This is a genomic window from Flavobacteriaceae bacterium (genome assembly GCA_014075215.1).
Taxonomy (GTDB): domain Bacteria; phylum Bacteroidota; class Bacteroidia; order Flavobacteriales; family Flavobacteriaceae; genus Polaribacter.
In genome coordinates, this window is the sequence record CP046177.1 from 1,528,180 (window position 1) to 1,550,883 (window position 22,704).

Genomic DNA, 22,704 nt, shown 5'->3' on the forward strand with positions numbered 1-22,704 from the left:
ATTTTCTCTAATGGTGGGTAACGGTCTTGTATAAGCATAGTAAGGGATTGGTAAGTTGTTAATTTCAGTATAGAAATGACCTGAACAAACATAAAATCACATTTGGTTCGGGGCTTTTAACCCTTATTATGCTTATACGTTGTTGGTAGCCGTTTTAATTCATTCGTTTTTTAAAATCTATATTCCATTTTCAAAAGTACAAATCTTGGTAATAATCTGTATTGAGTCGTTGATGTTCCTATGTCGCTAACTGAGAAGTTCTTAAACCTTTCGGTATTGAAAAGGTTTTTGCCTTTAAGTCCCAAAGTCAATTTGTTTTCAATGAGTTTATATCTTAAGTCAAAATCTAAAAAATAATAGATATTATCGGTTTGTAAATTTCCAAAGTAGTATCGTTCCGTTTGTAATTGAAAATCCAATTTTTTATTAAATACAAATGATAAATCTAAAAAACTTACATTGTCTGTAAATGAATTATTAATGGTGGTTTCTATTTCTATTGTATTCCATTTTGTGCCAATATGATAATTGAAAATGCCACTAAAACCAGAACGTAATTCAAGTCCATAATTGTAATTGTTTGAGGTTACTTGTCTTAAATTAGAATTATTAACAATGTTTTTAAATTCACTTTGTGAATAACCTAAGTCTAATTTTAGATTTGATGAGATAAACTTAAAGTAATAATCTAATTTTGAATTAATACTTATAAATTCTCGGTCTTTAATTAGAATTTTTTCAGCCTGTGTGTAGTTTTGTTCTATTAAGGTATTTGTAGAAAAGAAATCGTGATTTTTGCTGTAAAGCAGAAATGTATTGGCAAAAAATCTGTCGCTCCAATTTCCTAATTGGTAATTAAAAACCAAACTTGATGCATCTAACTGATTAAAATTTCCTGTGCCTTTTGAAAAAGAGCGAAATCCCGTCAACACAAAATCGCTGTAAACATCAATTATTTTCGCATTTGTGGTGTTGTGCGAATATGAAGAAATAATTTTGTTCTTGTCGTTTATTTTCCAGTCGAAACCAATACTCGGATTTATAAAGAATGGATTTTGATTGGATGTAGTATTGTTGTTTTCTATTTGATTAAAAAGTTGATGAAAGTCTAATTTTCCTGTAAGTCCAAAATCTTTTATTTTTAAACGGTATTTACTTTTAAAATATAAATCGTTAACTTGATAGTTCGTTTGGTTTTGATAACCGTTAGGTTGTTCCAAAACCATCTCATCTTCTGAAAGTGAAAATGTAGTTGATAGTGCGTCCTTTCTATATTCATTACCTAATTGAAGTTCTAATAAATGACCGTTTTCTTTACGGTTTAACAGGTGTGCGTTTACACCTGCAAATTGCATTTGGTTTCGCTTAGTTGTGATACATTGTTTGCGTTTGAATTACTTGGAAACAAATCTTGATAGAAGAATTGATTAATTGTATAGTTTTGTGGTATTTTTTCGTTTATATATCGTCCTGTAAACAGGAAAACTTTGTTTTCTTTAAATTTGTTTGTGTAGCTTATTTTTTGGTCAAATAAGGTGTTTCTGTCGTTTAAACTTTCAACTGTTTGTTGGCTATTAAAATTCAAATTACTTGTGTTTTCAGTATCTTGATTGTTATATTTCGTTGTGACTTCAAGCATTTTAGTTATTGAAATATCATAGGTTAAATCTATTTTTCCGAAACCTATAAATTTCTTTTTCCGCAATACAAAATCGTCGGTGTTAGTAAATTTTATTCCGTTAATGTTAAAATTTTGAACGGAATTTCTAAAAAAATCATTTTCATCCCAATTAAAAAAACCAAGTGTTTTTAGCTTTACTTTTTTAGATAAGGTAAAAATTGCATTTAATGATGCCAATTCTGTATTATTAAAATTGGTTCTTGATGTTTTAAAGTTTGGTGTAAAAGAGTTTAAGTTGATTAATGTATTTACGCTTTGATTGTCGCCAATACTTGCTGGTTCGCCATAGCGAAAAGGACGAATTAAATGATTAATATCGCCTGTGGCATTATAACCAACATTGTTAAAATTAGCGAGAAAATAATATTTATTTTTCTTGCCGAAATTCATTAAATTACTACTAATTTTGTATCTGTTATTTAATGTAACATCATAACCTAAATTAATGTTTCCAAACCAAACTCTTTTTGCATCTTCTTTTAATACAAGATTTAAAGCAACTTTATCGCTTTCTTCAACATTTTTAAGTAGTTTATTGTTTGAATATCGTTGTAATAATTCTACTTTTTCTATTTGGTTTGGTGGCATATTTTTCGTTAGAATTTTATAGCCTCTTTCAAAAAAATCATCGCCATCTACCATTACTTTCTCTACTTCTTTATTGCTTACTTTTATAGTGCCATCAGTCTCTACTGTTAATCCTGGTATTTTTTTTAGTAAATCCTCCACTACTTGTTCGTTACCTTGTAAAAAGGATTTTACATTAAAAACAATGGTGTCTTTTTTTACCGTAATCGGCTTACTCGTTTGTATAATAACTTCATCTAGTTTAACTGTTTTAGAATTTAATGAAACATCAATATTGATTGTTTTTTCTGTTCCTTTTATTGTTAATGGGATTTTCTTTGTTCCAAAAGACAGCGCAGAGAAAATCAAATTAAATTCCCCTATCTTGTCTGTTTTTAATAGATAACTACCATCATTATTTGTTATAGCATACGTTATTATTGAATTGTCAATACTTGTTTTTAAAACTACGTTTGCAAATACTCCTTTTGCATTTATAATGTCTTTTACAAAACCATTAATTTTTACTTGTGCAAAAACTGATGTTGAAAACAGAAATATTAAAAATACACTTAAAAACCACTTTAGTTTTTCTCTTTTTCTGTTTCCCATTCAAATGTTTTTTCAATAAAATTAGTTTTTAGCTTGCTAAATTTCATTTTTATACCTCTTGGAAATTTTGATTTAATTTTTTCTTCTGCTATTTTCGGAATATTTTTTTGAAAAGTTGCAAATTCTTTAATAGTTAATTTCTCTCCATTAGTTGGTTGTTTAAATTGCTCTTTAGATATTAATTTAGGATATTTTATATAACGAAGTTTTGCTTTAAAATCATTATCTTCATCAGAAGCTTCGATTATTAATCCTGGCAGACCAAACAACTTCCATGGGCCATAAGATAACGCTATTTCATTTGTAAACCAAGCAGTATAAATTCTTCCCCTAAACTTACCTTCTGCCATTTGACAATTAAACGTACCTATCTTTTTGTATTTATTTTTAATTTCCCAGTTGAAATTCACCCAATTATCTTTAACTAATTTTGAAGTATAAAATTTAGAAGTTACTAATCTGAAAGTGATATTTTTATTTCTAAAATTTCTAAAAATAATACTTCCAAATTTATCTTCTTTTTTTGCTTTAATTACCATATTCCCATTTTCATTTTCATTATAATTAGAAGATGAGTTTAACTTTTTATTATATCCTTCTTTTCTATACGTAAATAAACTAATAGAATCATTAAAGATTAATGTACCCAATTCTTCAGAAGGATTTCCTACATTTGGAAAAGTCATTTCATATTCTATATATCCTGTAGTAACATTTTTTTGAGAAAAAGATAAAAAGGCATTTAACAATATTATAAATGTTATTAAGTTTAATTTTTTTTTCATTTTTTTAGAATTTAAGAACAAAATGAACTCACAAAATTAAATATTACATTCTTTTTGTGAGTTCATAAAACATTTGTTTACTCTGCTAACCAGTCAAGTATGTCTTGTATAAAACCATCCCAAGTATTATCATCCCATCCGCTACAATCAATTTCAGTTGTCCAAGAAAAATTACCATCTGATATTGTCAAAGTAAACCCACAACTTGCATCTTCTTCAGAAGAAACAGTATAAGTCACATCGTTCTCCTTTGTAAAATCAGCATTTTCTAATTCTACAAAATTGGTCAATTCAACTGTTGTAATATCAACTGTTGTAATATCAACTGTTGAAACTTTTTCTACATCATTTGTTGCAAAGGCAAATGAAACGGTTAGTAGTAATACTAATGATAAAAATAATTTTTTCATAATGAAATAATTTAAAGGTTAAATTTTGCAGAACAATTTAATTGGCCCTTATTCTGCATGTGGTCTTTCCACAGTTTGGACTTTTTAGGTTTTCATTCTTCACTTTCAGAGAGTCAATTCACATTTTTTTCTTTTAATTCCGTAAGTCGGATGGTCTTTAAATTGCTCTGGTTCGGTGTCCAAATGACCCGTCCTGAAATATGTATACAAAAAACAACAAGTATATGTATAAAAATGATGGATATGTAAGACGTTATAGTGAGAGTTTTAAACTCAAAGTATTAGCAGAACTTACCAAAGGAAACCATTCCAAAAGACAAATTGCCTTAACTTACGGCATACAATCTAGTACGATAAACGTATGGATTAAAAAATATGACCGTAAAGATTTAATGAACACCCGTGTAACCGTGCAAACAGACGACGAATTATCCCGTATTAAAGCCCTTCAAAAAGAGCTAAAACAACTCAAAGATCTTCTTATTAAAAAGGATCTAGATAAACTTGTGAATGATAGTTATCTTGAAGTAGCTGCTGAAAATCTTGGCTATAAAAATGTTGAAGAATTAAAAAAAAACTTAAACATAAAGCCTTAATGAAAATAGCACCGATTAATAGAAAAAAAAGAAGGTACGCCATCGCTACTATTTGTAATGCTTTCGAGTTAAAAAGAGATGCTTATTACAAATATCAAAAAAGGTTTGTTCTTAAAAAACAAATAGAACAAAATGTAATAATGCTTGTTAAAAAAAGCAGGAAAACATTACCCAGAGAAGGTACTAGAAAGCTAATGAAATCCTTACATAATGATTTTAGGAAACAGAATATAAATATAGGTAGAGACCAGTTATTTAGAATCTTAAAAGAAAATAATTTGTTAATTAGAAGGAAAAAATATTCTTCTAAAACAACCAACTCTTACCATCGTTTTTATAAATATAAAAATATCATAAAAGACCTGATCATTAATAGACCTAACCAAGTTTGGGCTTCGGATATTACCTATATAAGAACTATAAATGGATTTTGTTATTTAGCACTTATTACTGATATGTATTCAAGAAAAATAGTAGGCTATGATATTAGTGATAGTTTAGAACTTAAAGGCTGTGTTAGAGCTTTAAATAAAGCTATTTATCAAACTAAAAATACCGAAGAAATCATACATCATTCTGATAGAGGAATACAATATTGTAGCAATGTTTATACTCAAATTTTGAAAAGAAAAAAGATACAAATCAGTATGACCCAAGAAAATCATTGCTACGAAAACGCAATGGCCGAAAGAGTTAACGGAATTTTAAAAGATGAATTCTTCCTCGACCAAACATTTACAAATATCAATCACGCCAAAAAAGCAACAAAAAATGCAATCAAATTATATAATAATAAAAGATTACATTTATCTTTAGATTATAAAACACCTAATTACGTGCACAAAAATGTAGCATAAATTTTAATAATTAACTGTAGCCCTATTTTAGGACGAGACAAAATGGCTACCAACGGTTTGGCTATGCGTAGTGCGGGATTTCAAGGCACTTCACTTTCCGTTTAGTATTTAGTTTATTTAATGTAATTACTTTCATATCAGCACATTCACCCGCATTACGTATAGCCAATGTTGGGCAATCGTTATTTATTTTCCCATTTATAAATCATTCCTAAACCACCTTTTTGATTAGCTTGTGGTAAGTGTTCGACAAAGTCATTTTTTAACAATACTGCTGTGGTTGCCTTATTTTCCATACTATTCACTTTTGCATAAATCACACGAATTGAATTAGTTTTGCAATAGTCAAGTACGGCTGAAAGCGCTTCGGTCATAAACCCATTGTTCCTAAACTCTTTTAATAGTGCATAATCTATTTCCCAACCATTTTCTTTGTCTATGTAATTCAATAATTCAGGACTATTTCTAAGCTCTCCCATAGAAGAGAAACTTGCATCAAAATAGTAACTATTGTAGCTCATTAGTCTTACAAAACCAATAAATTCCCTTTCTTCTGTCTCTGTTATTGTCCAAAATAATGCAGTCCCATTTTCATATTCTTTTCTTTTTGTTGCTATAACATCAGAGATCTCTAAATCATTGTTTACGGTTGGGCCGCCAAATAAGTCCATTGTTTCTTTATCAGCAAATAGTTCGGAATAACCAAAAACGTCTTTTGCTTTTATTTCTCGTAGAGTCAAATTGTCGGTTAAAAGCTTTTGCATTGCTAAATATTTGAGGAACGAAACAGATAAGAATTCTGCAAATTTCGGTTTATGCTTTCCGTTTCAGGTGTTAAAACTCGCAGTTTGCCGTTATTTAAAAAATCATTGTAGTAGACGATTGCTTTGTTCTTTTTACAAAACGAGACAGCACTCTCATTGCAACACAATTCAATTGGTTTAAAAGAACCATCTGTCTTATACATATATCCTGTGCCATTTGGATTCTTTTGAGAGCAATCTCCAACTGCCACATCATAACCTGGCATCAGGATTCCCGGCATTCCGAATGTTTGGCGTTCTCTTTTTTCATCAAATATTTTTTTATATCTATATTTCCTTCCTAAACCTTTAAAATCTGTATGCCAATTTTCACAAGATTTATTTTTTAATGAAACTTCTGTGTCAACTACTGCAAAGAACATAGAAGGTGGTATTTGTAGTAATTCAACACCATTTTTAATATGCTCCATTAGAGGAAATAATTTCTGACCCGAGTAGATTTTTTTTCCTTCTTCCGACATAATTGCCGTTGAATGTTCAATCTCATCTTCATCATTTATGATTGAAAACATTCGACCAAAGACAGGCTTTAAACCTTCAGGGACTACCAATTCAGAATAGAATTTTAAAGGTGGTTTATCCATTGATTGGATTTCTTTACTGTCAAAATCAACGGAAGGATTATTGAAATTTTTCAATGCAATTACTCCATCAATTTTAACCAAAGCTACAGTGTTTTCTATTGTGGTTTCAGTTCCTTTTACTTCACAATGAACACTCTTAGTTTCGTTTTGTGATTTTCCAAATAATTTGTCAAACATATGTTATCTGTTTTTTAATGTTGCCCAACGGTTGGGTATAAGCATAGTAAGGGGTTAACAAGTTATTAGTTTCGATTTAAAAACTACTTTTGCAAATACAAAACTAACTTTGGTTTTGACTTTTAGCCCTTATTATGTTTATACCATGTTAGCACAAGTAATTTTTTCTTTTTAATCGCAATCTTTGATACACTCCCCTTTAGCATTTATACGAAAATTCTTTCCGTTCTGAATAACATAAGCCTTATCATCATAAAAAGGGCCTGCCGATTGATACTTAAAAGGTATAATGATTGAGCCTTTCTCATTGATATAGCCCCATTTTTCATTTAATTTTGTTGCTGATAAATCCCCATTTATAGTTAAATGTATAGATCTTACTATGCTGTCATATTTGAATGGAACGATAATTTTACCGATTTCATTAATTAACCCCCACTTATCACCTAATTTTGCGCTTGATAGCCCCTCACGAAAAACATCTACATCATTATATTTAAGCGGAATAATAATATTTCCTTTAGAATCAATAAATCCCCATTTTCCTTTTAAATGTGTTCTCCAAGGTACTCCATAATCAAACGAACCTTGAGATACATTATTGAGTAGAAGTTTTTTAAAACTTCCTTTTTCCTTTTTCTCTGCCACCTCTTTCGCTCGTTTTTTCTTTTTCTCTAATCTTTCTTTTTCTTCTTGGGATATTTCTCCTTTCTTATTAATGATAAACCATTCATTATTCATCTTTACACCTGCCAAACCTTCTGAAAAAAATGAGACGGCTTCATATTTTAATGGAATAACTATTTTTCCTTTAAGGTCAATAAATCCCCATTTTCCATTTTGCCTTACTCGTGCTAAGCTATCGTAAAAAACTCCTGCATCATCGTATTGTAGTGAGACTATAAATTTTCCTTTTTGATTGATAAAACCATATTTATTATTGAACCACACTTTTGCTAAGCCTTCTGAAAACAGGGTGTCTGAATGCAGTTTTTTGAACAGCTTAGAGTTTTCTAAGCGAATAAATTTATTTCCCTCAATATCTAAATTATCTACTTTATCTAATTTTGCCTTGATTGACGGATTAAGTGAAAGAACCAACATGCCCTCACTCATAACTGCCTGAAATTCTTTTTCTTTATCAGTTACCAAATAGTCCGATTCTTGTTTTTCAATGAAAATAGCATTTTGTTGCGTTTTACTGTCTATCCATACTCCACTATAATCTTGCTAATTAAAGTTACAGGAAGTGAGTAAAATGATAAATATTAAAACTATAAATGTTATCTTATTATTTTTCATCCTCTATAATTTTGTCTATTTGTGATTTGTTTTCTGGTAAATAGTTGGTGGCAATGTCCCAAATAATGGCGTAATCTATACCAAAATATTCATGCGATACTTTGTTTCTCAACAAATACATTTCCTGCCAAGGCACATCAGTATATTTTTCTTTGATGCTATTAGGTAAGTTTTTAGATGCTTCGCCGATAATTTCAAAATTGCGGATAACTGCATCTACGGTTTTGTAATCTTTTTTAAATTGATCAAAAGAATAATCGCTTATGTATTCGGCAATACGTTCCATAGCTGTTTGAATATCTTCTAAATACAATTTGTATGCCCGTTTTTCTCTTTTCATATTAAACGTATTGTACCTGTGCTAAAATTTGTTCTTTTAGTTGCTTTTTAAGAGCAGGTTTGGTAACCAAATCTATTTTCCTGCCAAATGCTTTTTCTAAATACATTTCTAAAGTGAAAAACCTCCAACCGATGGGCTTTTCTAATTCTATCAAAATATCTATATCGCTATCTCTACGAAAGGTATTATTAGCAAAAGAGCCAAATATGCCAATTTCCTTGACTGAAAATTCCTTTTCCAAATAAGGTTTAAGTTCGTTGAGTTTTTGTAGTATGGTGTTTGTAGTCATAGGTTTATTGGGTTTTAGTATTCTTAATTATATCAATATAATCAACTATTTGAGCATCAGGGTGTAATTCCGAAAAAACACCTTCCATCCCTTCAATCCATTTGGTTCCTTCTTCTCCTGTTAAAACAATCATCAATTTAAGTTTAGTACCATCATTGTAGCCTATATTAACATTATCGTGATACCACTTTTGATTTGCACTAATATTTATTGCTCCTTCCATTATTGAATATTTTGAATTGTCTAACCCTAAAACTAACCATAATTTATGGTTCTTTAATTCGTTCAAATTTCCGATATATGCTCCAAAAACCTTAACGTTCACCCCAACAGTTGAACCATTTTGTGGATATAATATATTAAATGATTCCTTAATTTTTTCCGCTTTTTCATAAATTCCTTTTATCTCATTTATTTCTTCTTTATTGCTATCAGCAGTATCACAACTCCTTATACTTGTTCCTAATGCCACAATAGAAGTTAAAAGTACCACTAATGAACTTAACTGTTTTACAATGTTATTTCTTTCTTCTGCCATAATTCTATAAATCTTAATTGTTAATAATCAAGTCTCATTCTAGTTTCCATTACCTCGCCTTTTCTTATCTAAGTCTATTTTTGTAGAATACTAGTTCATATTCATTATCTTCTATTTTAACACCGTATTTATTATTAGCAGTCCATTTTTTTCTATAAAATTTTGCTTTTTCAAATGAAGAAAATATGTAAACGTCTGTTCTAAAACGGAAAGTCTTAATAAGATTGTATTTTTCTCGTATATCTCTATGATAGTAAGGACGTTCATCATTTATAATTGGTTCGAATGCACTTGTACACCCATAATCATCCATACTATACCTCCCACTACAGCTATGAATTTTGATTATTTTTGGGCTTTTAATTTTTTGAATTTTAGTGTAGATGTAATAGATATCTCCTCCACCATATTCGATTTTTTGACCAGATACTAATGAGAAAACGTAATAGATAAATGTTTCTTTCTCCTTCACTTTCCGTTTAGCTTCTTTTTTTCGTTTCCTTTCAGCTACAGCACGGCGTTGTTGTTCGGCTTTTTTCTTGGCTTCGGTGGCTTTGCGTTGGGCTTCTGCTTGTTTGCGTTTTTGCTCTTGGGCAAGGCGTTGCTGTTCTTCGGTGTTTTTGCCGTCATTTTTGCTATCTTCTTCCTTTTCGGCTACAGCTTCTTTTTCTTCGGTTTTGTCTTCTTTCTCGCCTTTTTTCTCACGTTCTGCTATCTCGTTTTGGGCATTGGCTAATGCACGGTGGCAGGTGTGGTAGCCATAGCAGTTGGTATAGCCTTGGTCTATAACATCGCGTAAGAGGCTTACTTTTCGGTTCAGTTGGCTTAAATTTAATTTCTCATTTGGATAGAGTTTTTTAAGTTCCTCTAGCTTTCGTATCTTGTCTTTTTTGTCAGCTATTTCTTCGTCCATAGCAGTTTTTATTTCCTCAATAATGGGCATATTAAAGTCAGTAATTTGCAAGTCACGAAAAAAAATACTGAGTTTGTAAAAATCTTCCAGGTTCTCTTTCTTTATATTAAAGTAACTTCTTATTTTTTTAACATCAGAGTCTTTTAAGTAGGTATATTCATCAAATGTTCCCCAACCTACCCATACAAATTCTACATCATAGGTATCCTTAATGAAATTTGGTGGGAAAAAAAACCGTATAGTTGTGGCAAAATTGAAAAGACTACTCTTGTTTGGTTTTATTCCACCTCCATTCTGGGTTTTTATTCCTAGTTTCTTATAAACTGCATCGCTCATCAATTTGCCTTTGTAACGTAAATTCCAAAATTCAAATTCGGTTATAGTGGCATTCACTTTTATTCCTCCGAACAACGTGGCGGAATATTTTACTTTGGCTCTATAATCTATGGTTACATCATGGTTAGTTACTGTCCCGTGAAAAGTATATTCTCCTTCTATAAAATCCTTTTTATTGTCTTGTGCTATTGCATAAGTGGATAGCAATAGAAGGAAAATCGTTAATATTTTTTTCATCTATGTTTTTATGGTTTCGGTTTCTTTATTATTTGTGCTAACGTATAGTATATGAAATCGTTTGGCATTTCGAAGCACTTTCCTGTCAAACCACTACAATTTTCACTAAGTGTAACTACCTCAAAATTAGCACTATCCGCCAAATATTTTATATACATTGTTAGGTGCTGGGCTTTATTCATTATCAAGCACTTACATTCATTAGCTGCTCTGTTTTTTGTTTTATTTGGGTCGGCAATTTTCCCGTGCGTTTGGGCGGCCATACTCTTTGACAAGTTTTGGTTTGTGCGTTGGCTTTTTGAGCGACTTGGCAATGTGTATGGATGCGAAGTGCTGGCATTATTCTCCAAGATTAGGCAATGATAGTTGAAGAGACAGACTAACATCATCCAAAGAATCAACAACTTGATTTATTTTCTTTATATATTTTCTTCTCTCCAGTATTGGCTTACATATTTGTTCAAAAACCTTTTTAGTCTTCGGTACTGGAATCATAAGTTCCATTAATTGATTTTCTTTGAAACGACCTCTACTTTCTTTTGTAGAACCAGTTGTTAAACGAATAATGTAATTAATTGATTGAGGAGAAATTAAATAGAATACAATATATTCTAAAAGCATTTCTTCATCAAATTTAGGTTTTTTTAATTTGAATGTTGGAAACTCACTAGAAACTGTTCCATTCTCAAATTCCTCATTCACTACACCAAATGAACCGTTTTTTGCAAATAATCTACTATAAACTAACCATCCTTTTTGTACGAAATTTAGTCTATTTGCACCTATCTGATGCCCATAATTCACTTCTCTTTTAAATAATCCTCTCCCTTTCCCATGTAAGCCTAACTGAGTATATTTATTTTCCTTTTCCAACACACGATTATCTGAAATTGGTTCAAATAAATCAGAGAATCTATAATATTCGAAACTTTCAGGTTTGTACTTTTTACTAAAGTTGTTTTGATTAATGCTATCAATAATATTGCTTCCTACCTGATTGATGAATTCAAATTTTGCAACTGATTCTTTCTTTAGATTATTGATATCATCAATTTCAGGAAGCTCCATGTAATCAATATATCTTTCAGCATCTATTCTGTCAGAAATACTCTTTAGTGAAACAAGTTTTGTGTTTTTATGGATTGGTTCAAATTTTTCTTTTTTTAGAAAGTTTCTGAAATCAAATAATATATCAGGTAATTGATTTCCTGCTATTTGGTGGCCTAGTGTTGAATAACCAGTATTAGTACAAACAGCCATAAAAACCTTGTCTGGTAAGGTGTCATTGTTATTCTCCTTCCGTTTTAGGAATAATACCGATGTTTTAACAGCAGTATTATAACCTTCAAAAGTTTCTTTGTTAAATCCAATAACGCCAAGCAATTCTGCCTCCTTATGCAAAAACTCTCTTACAAAAGAGTTACGGTCTCCATTTAAAATTCCATCTGGTAATATTATAGCTAATATTCCTGAACCTTTTTTTACTAAATTAAGACATCTTTCAATCGCAAGTATTTCTCTCGTTTGACTATTTCTTCCTGAACCAAGTTCAAATCTGTTTAATATATTATCATCTGTTTCTTTTGCTCCAAAAGGTGGATTCGTAAAGCAAATATCATAATTACCTTCCTCAATTAGTCCATCAATATTTTTAAACCCATCAGCCTGATGTACACCTGTGTTTCCATCACCATGAACAATCATGTTCATTTTACAAGATTGAGCTGTTCTATATTTCCAGTCTGTTCCGAATAAAGATTCATCAGAAAGTACTTTTTTCCATTTTTTCTTCTCTGAATCAGAAAACTCATTTAAGCGAATTTTCTCTGAAACAATCTCAAATGCATAAATCAGAAATCCACCTGTACCACAGAATGGGTCAATGATTTTTTCGCCTATTTTCGGAGAAATCGCTTCTACAATAAACTCAACAACATTCCTCGGAGTAAAAAATTCACCTAAACCACCTGTAAATGTATCTCCTAAAAAATATTCAAAGGCTTCTCCTTTTACATCAAAATTTGTTAGAGTTAAATCAAAGCGCTCAAAAATTCGAACAATTTCTCTTATAGTTCTATCTTTTAGTTCTATTAATGTCTCGGCAGGAAATAATTCCTTAAATCCATCAGCTTTTTGAATTTCCTGAAATTGCTGTTGTACAATATTAACTTTTAGTTGTTCAAGTGTTTTGTCAAAAATTTCTAACGTAAAACGATTACTTTCTTTGTTGAATTGCTCTTCATACATTTTGGCAAATAACACTTTTGACATTTCATCAAAAGCCTGAATAGAATCATACCCTTCATTATTTCTAATTGACGTATGACATTTTTTCAATAAATCCTTAAATATATTAACATCATCAATTGTAAATAATTCTTTTGTGGCCTCTTCTCTTAAAACTTCTTGAATATTTTTGCTTAAAACAGCACTAACAAAATCCTTTAAGAGGTTTGTACGTTTTGGTAGTTCTTTTAACCTTGATTTATCTAGTGCTTGAAAAATATGATAATTAGTGCCATTTGTTAAAACTGCAATAGGTGCGATTTTGGGAAGTAATCTTGCATAACTAATAACTTGGTCTCTACCACTTTTTGATAATATTTCTTTCGGTCCTTTAGTATCTACAACAATAATCGGAGTTTCACACTTTTTATCAGAGTATATTACAATATCAGCAAAAATTGACTTCGATTTTCTCCCTTCTTGTACTTTAATTGTTTTCTCAAACTCCATACAGTCTTTCTTATACCCTAAGTTTTCTAACCATGGTAAGACTACATGAACTTTTATTTCTTCTTCATTATTATATGTTCGCATATTATTATTCTCTAAATCAACAAAAAAGTAAACAATTCTTAATTTACACTAATCTCACAAAGATACATTTTTATGTGTGCGGTAGCAAAAATTTGGCTCTTTTACAAGCAAAAGTGTCTGCTCGTGAGTTGGAGCTTGTAAATGTGCCAAATGTGCGTTGGCTTTTCTTTTTCATTTGCGGATCGGCAAAACAAAAATCTATCAATTTAGCACTTCGTTTCATTTTCCTCAGCCTTGCACCTAACGGTCTCGTATAAGAATAGTAGCGGATTTTATATACTTACTTTTCCGTTTATTACTGTCGTTTAATCTATAAAATTCATTTTCGTTTAAGCAATTAAACCGCTATTATTTTTATACATTGTTGGCAACTGGGCGTTATTCAGTTCGTGTTTCAAATCCCAATTCCGTCCAAAATTCGCTATAAAATTTTTTTGATTCCATAAGTTTATCGTGATTCCCAAAGTCGGCTATAATTCCGTTTTCCAAAACATAAATACGGTCAGCAATTTTAGGCAAAGAATGTAATCTGTGAGAAATAAAAATTATTGTCAATTCAGATTTTAACTTATTTAACAAATCCAAAACGAACTGTTCTGTTTTTCTGTCCATTGCAGAGGTAAATTCATCTAATAGTAGAACCTTTGGTTTTTTGTATAAAGCACGCATTAATGCAATCACTTGTTTTTGTCCGCCTGATAGATTAATGCTTTCTTCGCCAAGAATAGTGGCGTAGCTCTGCGGTAAAGAGTTTATAAAAGTTTCAAAGCCGTAATCTTGACAGAACTTTACAATATTTTCTGGTTTATCCTCTTGACCTAAAAGAATGTTTGTAATAACATTTCCTCCAAAAATGGTAACATCTTGCGGTACAACACCTAAAATATTTCGCCAACTTGTTGTATTTAGTTCAATAAGTTTATTTTGATTATTGACAATTATAGTTCCGTTTTCAAAAGCATAGAATTTTTGCAGGATTTGCCCTAATGTACTTTTACCACTACCGCTTTCGCCAACAATAGCAATACATTCATTTTTATTTGCTTTAATATTTATGGCTTTTAATAATTGACTTCTGCCTGCAAAACGGAAAGAAAGGTTTTTAATTACGAGAGATTTAAAATCCAAAATTTCAGTACTTCCGTTTTGTTCTTTTTCCATTGAAGCAAACTCATACATTCTGTTAAAAGCTACTTTAGCTTCGTTAATAGGAATTGTAATTAGTGCTAAGCTTGCAACTGATGGCAATAATGAACCTGCAATACCTAAAATTGCCATTAATTCTCCTAATTGCATTGTTTCATTATAGACTTGAATAGATGTATAAACCAAAATACCCATTAAAAATAATACACTAAAAACACTAGAAAAAACAGATAGACGTAAATTAATTTTACCAAGATTAAAGGCTTTTTCTTGGAAGTTGCCATAAATGAGTTGGTTTATTTTTTGAAATATAGATTGTCTGTTATTATTTTTTATAATCGCAATACCTTGCATTGACGTAATATAATTACTTTCACTAAAAGCGTAGCCTTGCATTACTTCTTTTTGAGCATTGATAATACGTTTGTTAAAACTATAAATAAGGATAAAGTAAAAAGGTAAACTAATAAAAGCGATTAAGCCTGTTTGCCAAGAATAGTAACACAAAAAACCTAAAGATACAATAGTAACCAAAACATTAATTGCCACATTGCCTACAATTTGACTAATTACACGCTGCACACGTTGTGTATCGTTTAAACGCGCTACAAGTTCACCAATTTTACGAGTATCAAAAAAAGGTTTTGGTAAATTTAGTAGCGATGAATAGAAATTATCTACAATACGATTGTTAAAATCTTTAGTTTGACGGATTAGGAAATAATCTCGTAAAGCAGTAAACAATACTCTTATCAGTAACAAAAAAGCAACGAGAGCAATACCAGTAATTAGTTTATTAAAGTCTTTTGAAGGTAAAATATTATCTATTAATTTTTGAGAAAAAATTGCCATTGCCATACCCAAAATAGCAATACCTAAACCCAATAAAACACTAAAAGAGATTAAACGATAGTCTTCTTTGAGTAATTTTAAAAACCAATCTTTTTTATTTTTAGTTTGGGATTTAGATTTTACAAAATTGTCATTTGGTATTAATGTCAAGCAAGATTTAGATTTCCAAATAATGTCTAATTCTTCTTTTGTTAAATGAATTATCCCTTTAGCTGGGTCGCCAATAATAAATTTATTGTTTTCATAGCCATAACAAATAATATAGTGTTGTAGTCGTTCTTCTATTAAAACGTGTAATATTAATGGTTCTTTATGGTCTATTATTGCTTGAAAGTCTGCTTCATTACCTTGTGCAGTAAAACCTAATTGGTTTGATGCTTGATATAAGCCTAATAAAGTTGTGCCTTGTTTAGTAGTACCGCTTAGTTCCCGTAATTTTTCTAAGTTATTTGAGCCACCATAATATTGAATGGGTGCATAACATTTTGTCGTTTTAAGCAGCTTTATTTTTCTCAGTACAGATTAGGTTAACTACTTTGTTCCATTTATCACTCAGTTTAGTTGTTCTTAATGTGAGCATATTTTGAGCTCCAATTTTAGACCAACGTTGTCCAGAGAGTTTCATTCTTTTTTGAACAACCTCCCTGTTAGCTGCTTCTATGGCTCCAGATCCTATAATACCTGCTCCTGTATTTTGATATTGCTGATAGTCCATACGCGACCTATTTTCGGTATAATATGTGATAAGTTGGCTTTGTTGTTTACGTTGATTTTGCTTTGTCAATTCTAAGTTTTTGATATTCTCAATGACTTGATTTACTTGACTGTTTTTTAGTAGTTGCTCCTGTTGACCAACCCAACTGTTATATGACTCTTGATTAGAGAGACAAACCTTAGCAAAATCGTGTAAATGTTCTAAAGCATGATACCAATCCAATATTTGTGTGGCAAAAGGGTAATGTTGATCTACCCATTTCCATATCCATCTAGCACCATCACCAACAAAAATCAGTCGCTTATCAATACTCCTGTAACAGCCTAAGTATCTATCCATTCTATCTGTAAACTTATCAGCTTTGCCTAAATATGCTTCATACAACGAATGGCGTATCCATCCACGTTTATTTGATATGTCCATACAGCTACTCTGTTTAAAAATTCTGCCTAATTTTACTTCTTTCCAAGCCTCTTCCCGAGTGAAAAGCATCGACCCATCGACCATAGCATATATGCACTCTTGGTTATCTACCTTAAGAATATCAGGTTCAACGGCATCAACCTCCAATACTTTTTCTTGCTCTAATAAACCACCATAAAAGTCTGTGACTCTGTAAAGCTGCATCGCATTGACTGAAACACCTAGAAGATTCGATAAAACTTCATGACCATCTCCATAACAATCGTTTTGACCAATATAAATCATTTTGTCTTGCATATAGGGACTTATCTTAAATCCATTGACTTTTTCACTAAAGGGATGAGTGTTGTTAATCTCTATCTTTCCGTAACGTGATAAGTTTTTTTTACGCCTGTCTTTAGATGGTTCGCTTATACTTCTCTCTAAAACCTCTCGACCATAGTCCGTCCATATTTGATCAAAAGTCTTTTCGTAATCATAGTAACTCTTTATGTTTGATAATTTTGCTATCGCTTGATAACGCTTCTTGGCTTGGGCTAAAAATTCCTCTTCGCTAATCATAATGGTGTCGCTTTTAAAAGTTAATCCTTAAAAATAACTATTTCGCGACAAAATGTTATGCACCCTATTGAATTAGCGACAATAAACACGATACACCACAGTCCGATTGGTCGTGTTGTAAAATGAATGTTTGTTTAAGATGTTTTTGGGATAGGTTGATTGCTTTAGTCATTTTGATTTAATACCCTTAAAATTCCGTTAGCATTTAATTGTCCATTATGTTTTTTTATCAACTCGTTATTTTTATTGTATATCAGTATATAAGGAATAGATTGAGCATTAAATTGATTAGTAAAATGGAAAGCGTTATCATATAAAAAGGTAATATTAGGTTGATTATTTAGTTTGTATTCTTCCGAAAACTGCTTTATGGTATCAATAGGTTCATTTGATACAAAAACAAATTGAACATTTTTAAACTTATTTATATTTTTACTTATGCTTTGTGCTTCATGATGACAAAAATCACATTCACTGTTAAAGTAAATGAAGATAGTTGTAATATTAGTTTTTAAGTTTTTCTTTGTAAAAGAAATACTATCTAAAGTTTTAAAATCAAAATTTGGAATAGTTTGCAACTGTTTAGCAATTTCATTTTTCTCTTTTGATTTTGTAACAATGTTATATCCTAAATAAGATAATAAACTAACAACAACTAAAATAACAGCAAAGAGTATTTTTCTTTTATTCATAAATTTAACTCATATTTAAGGTAAAAAACATTACACCAACTATCCAAATTAATAGACAAATCCCATAACTACTTGCTACTATAGAAAAGCCTTTGTCAGTATTTTCATTAAGTTCGTTACCAATCAAATACGCCAAAATGAACCAATATATTAGCTCAAATAGATTCAATACTTGAAACGGATAAATAAACCAAGGTTGTAAACCCTCAGAACCTATAATGTTTAAAGCAGATAATGGATAGAAGTATTGCAAATCTTCTAAATTATAATCTGTTTGAAAAAAATAAAACCAAGCAGTTTTAAAAACAATGACCAACAAAAATATAAACTCTGCTTTTACTACTATATTAAAAAGTATTTTATATTTGATTTCTTTACCAAAAAAGAAACAACCAACATCAATAATTGCTGCAATAATTGATATCTTCAATAAAAGAAGCAATGGTAGAATTACATAACTCAACCACTGCCACTTTTCTCTGAAATCAATCATGTTATCAATTTGCTCTATAGACAATTGTTCTGATAGTGAATTAATCACTACTTCATCTGTATTGAGTAACTCTTTAGAAAAAAAACCTAAACAAAATTGAGTTAATACTAGTATTAAAAATATAGCCTTATTACTCACTCGTTGTTTTATTTCTTTTCAATATTGTCAAATACATACTTGCTGCAAGACAGAATGAACCTATAATACCAATTATCGCGCCTAATTGTTCTTTGTCGTTTTGATTTCCTAACAATATTAAGGTTAGAAAAACACCTAATACAGTCAAACTTGCTACAAAAATAAAACTAGGTATGTCCTTTTTTAAAAATAATTTCATAATTATAAATTTATAAAATCCTCAAGAAATATTAATTATACTCCTTGAGGATAAATAATTTACAAATCTGTACAGCCTAATGCAACTGCAGAAGGTGTTAAAGACCAAGTTACTGCCCATAAAATTGCTGCAGCTCCTCCCGTAAGGAAAAATGCCGCTGCAAAAGTTAATGCACCCATAGCTATTCCAGCTGCACATCCAACATCACCTCCACCTTGAAGGTTTTCCATTTGATTAAAATCTAATGTTTTCATAATAAAATAATTTTAAGTTATACCATTCAAATTTAGTTAAATTTTAGAAATTGTGAATGGCTTTTATCAATTTCTAAAACGTTTATTTACAGTCTTTTTTCTCCGTTTGAGAGAGTCAGCCTTGTTGCCAACGTTTTGGCTATGCGTAGTTTGGGATTTTAAAGCGATAAATTTTCAATTTACTCAAATGTTATTTGCTTGCATAGACTTGCTGATTATCGTTAATCCCCAAATTACGTATAGCCTTTGTTACCTGCTGGCTTTTTTTCTTTTTAGTTAATTCAATAAATTCAGCTTGTATTCGTTTGTTTTTGATTAAAATTCTGAAATACGGGCACTTTCCATTTATTGATAAATCTTTTTCATCATTTCCTTTTCTGAATTTAATTATCTCAAACTGGTCAGGATTGAACTTATGTAAAAATGTTATAGGTACGCCCATAAATCCGTTATAGTCAGAAGGAATGTCTTTAGTTTTATTTACATTAATACCATCGTAATTGTCATATTTAGGGTATTCGGTTTCATTTCCAAAATACTTCTTTGTCAATTCAATATCTTCGTGTCTTTTAGAAGTTTCTAAATTAGTTAGCCATAAACAATTATTAGGGGATATTATTTTATTTCCAGATTCATTAATTCGAGCTTCTGTTCCGTAAAGTTCGTAGTGTTCGGGAACAATAAAACCAGAAATACCTCTACCAAGGTTTATACCTAGCCACGCATTATTTTCTTTAATTAACTTAAATATTTCTTTGTAAGTAATTGCATTAATGTTACCTATTAATAAAAAAGCTTTGTCGTATTTAATTAATTGAGCAACATATTCTCTGAATAGTGAAAACGGTGGATTAGTAACAACAATGTCTGATTGTTTTAATAGTTCGATACTTTCAGTACTTCGGAAATCGCCATTTCCATTAAAGTAAATAATATCTTGGGAATTTGGTTCAATTCTATCTTCTATTGTTCCTGTATATTCATAGAAAGACCCGTTTTCAGATTCTTCAGTATTAAACAAATCTCGTTCTTGTTTTTTATAACAAGCAGATATTAATTTTTTAAGACCTAATTCTTTAAAATTCTGTGCAAAGTATTTAAAAAAATTACTGATACGAGCATCATCACAGTTACAAAAAACTACTTTGCCTTTAAAGTGGTTTTTATAATGTTCTAATTCACTTTCTATGTCCGAAAACTGCGTATAAAACTCATCGTTTTTATTGGTTTTTGCTTTATTTAATAAAGAGTGTTGTACCTTTCTTGCCATTTCAATCTTGTTTAAAAATCACTTTTTTTGAGTAATTTGATTAAATATATCACTACCTAATGCTTTAAGAGATGTTTTAGAAATCTCAATCATAATTTCAAACATCTTTTCTGCATTCCACTTTTTACCATCTCCTTGTGTATAAATTGAAGTCGCTTGAAGCATTATGTTTTTCTTGTTATGCTTAACAAATTTGTTTTCACATAAATTTTCATTGATAGGCATTCCGTAATTAGCAGATGTTAAGCGGTCTAATCTATTTAACATACCCGAATTGTATGTAAGTGTTACTACTCTTCCGTCTGGTCTTGTAACATTTATAGTTTCAGTCAAGAAATTTGACCCTTCTAAGAATAAAACGTAAGGGAAATGTTATTCAGCTAACATAAAATTAGCAATTTCAGATATGTTTTTGTGCGACCTTTCTATTGCATTACCAGCAGCCATAAGGTCTTGGTTGTTATTTTTACCAACTAATTTTCCTTGTTGAATATTATCAATATCTTTTCCTTGATGTTTAGCCTCTGATACCAAAACTATTCTCCAATTTCCATTGTCGTCTTTTACTTCAATAATTCCACCATCAGGTTTTATACTTGAGTTTGATACAAAAAGTGTCCGTCCTAAGTTTTTATCAATTTTCTGTAAAATTTCGTTTATTTCTTCCTTTTTAATGCTTGTTCTATATTGAAAACTTAATTGAGGATAATCTTTTTCAAGTTGTTTAATTATGAGTTGTGAAATTTTTCCAACAGTTATGTCGTGTGATTTTGCTTCTTCTCCAAATATGCCAACTACACCTTGGGATTTTTTATGTTGATTTGCTAAGTACATGACAAAAATTTAGTCAAGTTCATATTGTTTTGATTTACAGGGTTTAATAGCACAGAAGCGATATAATCTAATCCATATTTGAATATGCTTTTAGCCATTCTTCCATGCTTTTTTATTTTGATAGGCTTAATCTGATGTAAATATATACCAACTTTGTAACACCATACGAAAGCCATCATTACAAGCAGTACTAATTTTTCAATACGCTTAATATCTTGCAGGTGTGTGTTTTCAATATCAAAGCCACTGGCTTTCATTGCTTTAAAACACATCTCTATCTGCCATCGTTCTTTGTATTGTTCAAAGGCCTTATCAGGAGCGTTGAACGATACAATGATTAAGAAATCAGGCTTTCCATTTTTTGGGTACAACTTGCATCCGGAAAGGAAACAAAGCTGACCATTAACACGTACAATTTTAGGATAATACACAAACTCATTGATCTTATGTGGATTAAACAAGTGAAATACTTTGATGGTTTTGTTCTTATCAGGAAGCTCTACCTTAAAGTTGTTTCGAATGCGGATATAATATTTGATTCCATTTGTATTCAAGAAATCCAACCAATGATTACCTACAAACTCTCTATCGGCTACAATGGATTTAATAACATCTTTGCCAAAAAGTCTTATGAAACGATTCACAAGATCAATACGCTCCTGACTGTTAGAGTTCCCTGGCTTATCTAACATAGTAAATAACAATGGGAAGGCAACACCTTTATAGACAACTCCCAACATAAAAATGTTGATGTTGGTCTGACCAAACTTCCAATTGGTCCTATCAATACTCAAGATCAATCCCTCTTGCTTAGGAAGGAGACTAAATATAAGACGAGCGATCAAATCTCCATCCAACGAATAATCAGCAATAAATCTTTGAATACGTCTGAGTGATGACTTCGAATCTACTGAGGTCTCAAAAGCGTTGGCTACCTTTTCAAAGGTAACTGTCTGTACCTTACAGAGGGCGATAATGAAATGTGATATGAGTTTGATTCTTGCCAAATTGATCTTACCTTGGAAATGAGAACTTAAAACTGAATTTAATTCACTACTTTTAGTGGAAGCATTGGTTTTTTTCATTAGAAAAATGAGTGATGTTATTCTTCTAATATACTGAAAATCAATGCTTTATTTTAATTATTTAACATTTAATTTACTGATAATCAATTAATTATATTTTTTGTCATGTACTAAAGTTGATTTGTTAATCTTTTTGATTGATTCTTTTTAGGCATATTGTTAGTTCACTATTTT

General features: G+C 30.5%; 20 protein-coding genes and 2 pseudogenes. 2 read left to right on the top strand and 20 right to left on the bottom strand.

Annotated features, from left to right (window positions below; translation table 11 throughout):
- Positions 1–170 precede the first annotated feature (170 nt).
- The 3 genes and pseudogenes from GKR88_07670 to GKR88_07680 all read right to left on the bottom strand — a co-directional run bounded on the left by GKR88_07670 (position 171) and on the right by GKR88_07680 (position 4,055).
- Positions 171–2,860: pseudogene (locus tag GKR88_07670) on the bottom strand (TonB-dependent receptor).
- Positions 2,833–3,645, bottom strand: a complete 813-nt coding sequence (locus tag GKR88_07675) for a GLPGLI family protein (GenBank protein QMU64175.1) — start codon at positions 3,643–3,645, stop codon at positions 2,833–2,835. Before GKR88_07675 ends, GKR88_07670 begins: the two are co-directional and overlap by 28 nt.
- Before the next feature lie 77 nt (positions 3,646–3,722).
- Positions 3,723–4,055: a hypothetical protein gene (locus tag GKR88_07680; GenBank protein QMU64176.1), complete on the bottom strand. Its 333-nt coding sequence runs from the start codon at positions 4,053–4,055 to the stop codon at positions 3,723–3,725.
- 224 nt (positions 4,056–4,279) lie between these two features.
- Between GKR88_07680 and GKR88_07685 the strand changes: the two genes are divergently transcribed.
- Together GKR88_07685 and GKR88_07690 are read left to right on the top strand one after the other, a co-directional pair.
- Entirely contained in the window at positions 4,280–4,651 is a 372-nt protein-coding gene (locus GKR88_07685) for a transposase (protein ID QMU64177.1), read from the top strand.
- On the top strand, positions 4,651–5,508 hold the full coding sequence (locus tag GKR88_07690) for an IS3 family transposase (protein ID QMU64178.1): 858 nt from the start codon (positions 4,651–4,653) through the stop codon (positions 5,506–5,508). The genes GKR88_07685 and GKR88_07690 overlap by 1 nt, the downstream gene beginning before the upstream one ends.
- 182 nt (positions 5,509–5,690) lie before the next feature.
- Here GKR88_07690 and GKR88_07695 read toward each other — a convergent pair whose 3' ends face one another.
- From GKR88_07695 to GKR88_07775, 17 genes and pseudogenes are all read right to left on the bottom strand, one after another.
- Positions 5,691–6,272 (bottom strand): GNAT family N-acetyltransferase, encoded by a 582-nt coding sequence (locus tag GKR88_07695; GenBank protein ID QMU64179.1) that lies wholly within the window; start codon positions 6,270–6,272, stop codon positions 5,691–5,693.
- Positions 6,273–6,274: 2 nt separating this feature from the next.
- Positions 6,275–7,093 (bottom strand): hypothetical protein, encoded by an 819-nt coding sequence (locus tag GKR88_07700; GenBank protein QMU64180.1) that lies wholly within the window; start codon positions 7,091–7,093, stop codon positions 6,275–6,277.
- 171 nt (positions 7,094–7,264) lie between these two features.
- A complete protein-coding gene (locus GKR88_07705) occupies positions 7,265–8,245 on the bottom strand; it encodes a hypothetical protein (GenBank protein QMU64181.1) in 981 nt (326 codons plus the stop codon).
- A 139-nt stretch (positions 8,246–8,384) separates the two neighbouring features.
- Positions 8,385–8,735, bottom strand: coding sequence for a DUF86 domain-containing protein (locus GKR88_07710; protein ID QMU64182.1), 351 nt, complete (start codon positions 8,733–8,735; stop codon positions 8,385–8,387).
- A gap of 1 nt (position 8,736) precedes the next feature.
- Positions 8,737–9,024, bottom strand: a complete 288-nt coding sequence (locus GKR88_07715) for a nucleotidyltransferase (GenBank protein QMU64183.1) — start codon at positions 9,022–9,024, stop codon at positions 8,737–8,739.
- Between the two features lie 4 nt (positions 9,025–9,028).
- A complete protein-coding gene (locus GKR88_07720) occupies positions 9,029–9,562 on the bottom strand; it encodes a hypothetical protein (GenBank protein QMU64184.1) in 534 nt (177 codons plus the stop codon).
- A 64-nt stretch (positions 9,563–9,626) separates the two neighbouring features.
- Positions 9,627–11,048: a hypothetical protein gene (locus GKR88_07725; protein QMU64185.1), complete on the bottom strand. Its 1,422-nt coding sequence runs from the start codon at positions 11,046–11,048 to the stop codon at positions 9,627–9,629.
- A 339-nt stretch (positions 11,049–11,387) separates the two neighbouring features.
- A complete protein-coding gene (locus GKR88_07730) occupies positions 11,388–13,868 on the bottom strand; it encodes an N-6 DNA methylase (GenBank protein ID QMU64186.1) in 2,481 nt (826 codons plus the stop codon).
- Positions 13,869–14,246: 378 nt separating this feature from the next.
- Positions 14,247–16,382 carry an ATP-binding cassette domain-containing protein gene (locus tag GKR88_07735; protein ID QMU64187.1) on the bottom strand — a complete coding sequence of 712 codons (2,136 nt, stop codon included), beginning with the start codon at positions 16,380–16,382 and terminating at the stop codon, positions 14,247–14,249.
- Entirely contained in the window at positions 16,360–17,565 is a 1,206-nt protein-coding gene (locus GKR88_07740; GenBank protein QMU64188.1) for a hypothetical protein, read from the bottom strand. Before GKR88_07740 ends, GKR88_07735 begins: the two co-directional genes overlap by 23 nt.
- A 164-nt stretch (positions 17,566–17,729) precedes the next feature.
- On the bottom strand, positions 17,730–18,257 hold the full coding sequence (locus tag GKR88_07745; GenBank protein QMU64189.1) for a redoxin domain-containing protein: 528 nt from the start codon (positions 18,255–18,257) through the stop codon (positions 17,730–17,732).
- Between the two features lie 4 nt (positions 18,258–18,261).
- A complete protein-coding gene (locus tag GKR88_07750) occupies positions 18,262–18,900 on the bottom strand; it encodes a hypothetical protein (GenBank protein ID QMU64190.1) in 639 nt (212 codons plus the stop codon).
- On the bottom strand, positions 18,881–19,087 hold the full coding sequence (locus GKR88_07755; GenBank protein QMU64191.1) for a hypothetical protein: 207 nt from the start codon (positions 19,085–19,087) through the stop codon (positions 18,881–18,883). Before GKR88_07755 ends, GKR88_07750 begins: the two co-directional genes overlap by 20 nt.
- A 59-nt stretch (positions 19,088–19,146) precedes the next feature.
- Positions 19,147–19,341, bottom strand: a complete 195-nt coding sequence (locus GKR88_07760) for a hypothetical protein (protein ID QMU64192.1) — start codon at positions 19,339–19,341, stop codon at positions 19,147–19,149.
- A 190-nt stretch (positions 19,342–19,531) separates the two neighbouring features.
- Positions 19,532–20,611, bottom strand: a complete 1,080-nt coding sequence (locus GKR88_07765; GenBank protein QMU64193.1) for an adenosine deaminase — start codon at positions 20,609–20,611, stop codon at positions 19,532–19,534.
- Between the two features lie 18 nt (positions 20,612–20,629).
- Positions 20,630–21,445 (bottom strand): annotated as a pseudogene (locus tag GKR88_07770) (restriction endonuclease).
- Positions 21,436–22,530, bottom strand: a complete 1,095-nt coding sequence (locus GKR88_07775; GenBank protein ID QMU64194.1) for an IS4 family transposase — start codon at positions 22,528–22,530, stop codon at positions 21,436–21,438. The pseudogene GKR88_07770 and the gene GKR88_07775 overlap by 10 nt, the downstream one beginning before the upstream one ends.
- Between the last annotated feature and the right edge of the window lie 174 nt (positions 22,531–22,704).